This is a genomic window from Candidatus Sodalis sp. SoCistrobi, from assembly GCF_900143145.1.
Lineage (GTDB): Bacteria > Pseudomonadota > Gammaproteobacteria > Enterobacterales > Enterobacteriaceae > SoCistrobi.
Genome location: NZ_FRDB01000248.1, coordinates 1 through 4,090, shown reverse-complemented (window position 1 = coordinate 4,090; position 4,090 = coordinate 1). Strand labels below are relative to the sequence as shown.

Here is a 4,090-nt window from a genome sequence, read left to right as displayed (position 1 = left end):
TGCTCATGCTGAGTTTCCAGCACTAGATTAACTGCCCGTTCACGGACTTCCGGAGAGTAACGTTTGGTCGTTGTCATAGAGACCTCCACTTTTAAAGTATAGACTCTAATTTATCCGGGGTGATTCACCCAAGTGGACTCGTCATAGCTTGAGGACAAGGTCCCGGCAACATGGGGCAGCGCGACGTTGACGATGGTGGTGTCCAGAATTTCCATGAACACCGCCAGCGTGACGACGATAGCGACCGCCCAGGGATTACTGGACGGCGTCCAGTGGCGTTCGCCGCTCATTCAAGCATGACCTTCGGCTCGGCCGACAGCCCCAGCGGCAGCGGCGCGTTGGGATCCAGGCCGCTGTCGATGACGATTTTGACCGGGACCCGCTGAACAATTTTCACGAAGTTACCGGTGGCGTTTTCGGCCGGAAAGGTGGAAAAGCGCGAGCCCGAACCTTGCTGAATACTATCGACATGACCGTGCAAGGTGAGATTGGGATAGGCATCCACCGTGATCTCAACCTGATTGCCGGGGCGCATGCGCTCAAGCTGGGATTCCTTGAAATTGGCGGTAATCCAAATGTCTGGCGACACCACCGAGAACAGCGAACTGCCCGCCTGTACCAACGTGCCGAGCTGGACGTTGCGCCGGGTTACGAAACCGTCGAACGGCGCGCGCACGTTGCTGTAGGAGAGATTGAGGTCTGCGGTTTCCAATTGCGCCTGCGCTTGGTCGACCTGACGCTCGCGCGCTTCGACATTGGTCTCGGCCTGACGCACCTGCAATTGCACTTGGGCGGCGACCTCGACTTGCGCTTGGGCGTTGGCCAGTTCGGCGCGGGCGGATCGCACCTGGGCGCTGGCGTTATCGATGTTTTGCTGCGAGGTCGCGCGAGGATCGACGCCGCGCTGCCGGCGGTAGTCCGCCTCGGCATTTTGCAAATTGGCTTCGGCGCGGGCCTGCTGGGCATTGGCCTGGGCGAGTTGAGCGGGGTATTGCACCCGGGAGAGCGCCAGCTGCGCCTGATGCAGTTGCGCCTGCGCCAGACCCAACTGCGCCCGCGCGCGATCGCGCTCGGCGGTCGCATCGCGCGGGTCTATTTGCACCAGAAGATCGCCCTGATGCACCCGTTGGTTGTCTTTGACCAGCAGTTTTACCACGTAGCCGGAGATTTTCGGCGCGACGGTCACCGCATTGCCCTCGGTAAAGGCGTCATCGGTGGTTTCCTGGTTGCGGGTGGAAAGCCAGAACCACAGGCCGATTATCAGCATGACTACCACCACCACCGCCAGAATAATCAGCGGCTTCTTGCCGGGGCGCTTGCGGTCGTTGCCGCCGTCATCATCCGTCTCCTGCGGATCATCCTCCGGCTGAGTCCCCTTTTCGCCCTCCTGCGTGTCATCCGCCGGTTGGGCGCTGTTATCGCTATCCCGCGGGTTGTGCTGCGGTTGGGCGCTATTTTCGCCCTCCCGCGGGTTGTCCTCCGGCCGGGCGCTATTATCGCCATCGCGGTGGTTATGCTGCGGTGGGGCGGCATTCTCGCTATTCCGGTGGTTATGCTGTGGTGGGGCGCCATGTTCGCCATCCCGGAGATTATCTTCCGGCGGGGTGCCATATTCCGGTGGGGTGCCATATTCCGGTGGGGTGCCATATTCCGGTGGGGTGCCATATTCGCCATGACGGTAATCGTTTTCCCGCCGGGTGTCGCCCGCGCGGGACTCGCGCCCTTCGCCCCCTGGCCGGGGGTCACCAAGACGGGGATCCCCATCGATGCCGGCGGCGTCGGCGGATAGCGGAGAATGACGGTTAGCGTCGTCATTGGGTCGGGAAGCATCGGAAGGGTACTTGGGTTTGTGGCTGTCCATAGGCTCCATCAACTAACGTGGCAAGCGCTGCGCCAGAATAAAAGGAAACTGTGTCATTAAGGGTAAAAGGATTTTCGCTAAACGCCAGTCCGCGCACGACAGGAAATGTCGTTACGCCATTAAATGCTAAAACACCTCCATCCAGCATACTCAGCAAAGCAGAATTAACAAGACAAGCGCTAATTATTCCCTTGTGTCAAGGGCGGGGCGCGTTAAAAAGGTGACAAAAAAATACCTCTTCCCGACGATTCGTGTTTTGGGTGAATGGGATATACTAATGCGCAATTCACCGCGGCCCTGCGGTATTTTTCAGGTAACGGATAATGCTTTCTCTTTTACGTGTAGTGTATCTTGGCGTGTCACTTTTCACCCTCGGCAATCTGGTTGTCGCTCCCGCCCAGGCGGCGCTGAGCACGGAACCCGCGCCGCTGGTCTCGCCGTTGCAAATAGCATCGGGTAGCGCGCTGGTGCTGGATATGTCGAATAATCATTTGCTCTACGCCGCCCATCCTGACAAGGTGGTGCCCATTGCGTCGCTGTCCAAGCTGATGACGGCCATGGTGGTGTTGGACGCCAAACAGCCGATGAGCGAAATGATTTCGGTGGATATCCACCAGACTGCGGAACTGCGCGGCGTCTTTTCCCGCGTACGGGTCGGCAGCGAGATTGACCGTCGCACCATGCTATTGCTGGCGCTTATGTCTTCGGAAAACCGCGCCGCCGCCAGTCTGGCGCACCATTATCCCGGCGGCTACGGCGCCTTTATCAATGCAATGAACGCCAAAGCCCGCGCCCTGGGAATGACCCATACCCATTATGTGGAGCCGACGGGATTGTCGATGCATAACGTGTCGACCGCGCGCGATCTGGCCAAGCTGCTGATGGCCAGCAAAAGCTACCCGCTGCTGAGCGAACTGAGCACCACGCACGAAACCATGGCTACGTTCCGCCATCCTGCCTATACCCTGCCGTTTCGCAATACCAACCATCTGGTCTATCGCAATGACTGGATCATTCAGCTGACTAAAACCGGTTTCACCAACCAGGCCGGCCACTGCCTGGTGATGCGCACCGTCATCAATCACCGCCCGGTGGCCCTGGTGGTGCTTGATGCCTTTGGTAAATATACCCATTTTGCCGACGCCAACCGCATCCGCAGCTGGCTTGAGACCGGCAAAGCCTCACCGGTGCCGCCGGCGGCGCTGGATTATAAGCGGCAGAAAGCGCGGCTGGTCGATCAGACCGCGCGCAACATCCGCCACGACGATGGGCAATCAATGGAGTGAGAAACGGCTAAGGAAAGGGTTGGTCGCGAACCCGCACGCGGATTAAACCTCACCCCTCAATGGTGATACCGGCGACGCTGCTCAATTCGGCCGCGCCGCACAATCAGGTAGCACCGCTAGCTTCAGCTGCGCCGCTCAATCAGGTAGCATTGCTGAATTCGGCCGCGCCGCTCAGACAGGTAGCACCGCTTACTCTAGGCGCGCCGCTCAGTCCGGCCGCGCCGCGCGGAAATCGTGGACCAACTCGCCGCAGGCCAGCATTTCCTGTTCATGGTCGGCGTCGCGCCAGGTTTCCTCCAGCGCTTGCTGATACCAAAGCTGCATCGCCGGCAACGCCGTATCCGTTCACACCACGCCTGTGCCGGCGCGCTTAGCGCGAGGCCGAAACTTTGCGCGCGGAACACCACCGGCGCATAGAACGCATCCACGGCGCTGAACGCCGGACCCGCCAGCCAGGGGCCGCCAAAGGTACTCAACCCGTCTTGCCACAGGGCATCCAGACGGGCGATATCTCTCTTTAGCGCCGGCGGTAACTGCGTCAGGCGCACCCGCACGCCGCAGGACATCGGACAGAGATTGCGCAGGGTGACAAAACCGGCATGCATCTCCGCCGCCGCGCTACGCGCCCAGGCGCGCGCCGCCGCCGCTTCCGGCCAGACGTGCGGATGACGTTCTGCCAGATACTCTACTATGGCCAGTGAATCCCACACCGTCTGCGCCCCATCGATTAACACGGGAACTTTGCCGGTGGGTGAAAAACGACTGAAGGGGGAAGTGGCCGCCGGCGGCGCAAAGGGGTGCAGACTCTCCTCGAAGGCATAGGTATCTACACATTTATCGTGATACCTGTTATTACTTTGCAGAATGATTTCAACCTATCTGTTGGCGGGATTGACTCTCGCCTTACCCGCCGATATCAGACGCGGGTTAAACAGCATATGAC

General features: G+C 59.7%; 2 protein-coding genes and 2 pseudogenes. 1 reads left to right on the top strand and 3 read right to left on the bottom strand.

The window, feature by feature from the left end; all coding sequences use genetic code 11:
* Positions 1–125: 125 nt before the first annotated feature.
* A pseudogene (locus CINSTRO3249_RS13705) lies at positions 126–290 on the bottom strand (EmrB/QacA family drug resistance transporter); the annotation flags it as partial.
* Positions 287–1,327 (bottom strand): annotated as a pseudogene (locus CINSTRO3249_RS13700) (HlyD family secretion protein); the annotation flags it as partial. The pseudogenes CINSTRO3249_RS13705 and CINSTRO3249_RS13700, both read right to left, overlap by 4 nt.
* 857 nt (positions 1,328–2,184) lie before the next feature.
* On the opposite strand from CINSTRO3249_RS13700, the gene pbpG reads away from it, so the two are divergent.
* Positions 2,185–3,147: a D-alanyl-D-alanine endopeptidase gene (pbpG, locus tag CINSTRO3249_RS13695; protein ID WP_074013679.1), complete on the top strand. Its 963-nt coding sequence runs from the start codon at positions 2,185–2,187 to the stop codon at positions 3,145–3,147.
* A 194-nt stretch (positions 3,148–3,341) separates the two neighbouring features.
* Here pbpG and CINSTRO3249_RS13690 read toward each other — a convergent pair whose 3' ends face one another.
* Positions 3,342–3,950 (bottom strand): glutathione S-transferase N-terminal domain-containing protein, encoded by a 609-nt coding sequence (locus tag CINSTRO3249_RS13690; protein WP_371441386.1) that lies wholly within the window; start codon positions 3,948–3,950, stop codon positions 3,342–3,344.
* Between the last annotated feature and the right edge of the window lie 140 nt (positions 3,951–4,090).

Coding starts and splice junctions, on each gene's coding strand:
- pbpG (WP_074013679.1), top strand. CDS start 2,185: ATGCTTTCTCTTTTACGTGTAGTGTATCTTGGCGTGTCACTTTTCACC.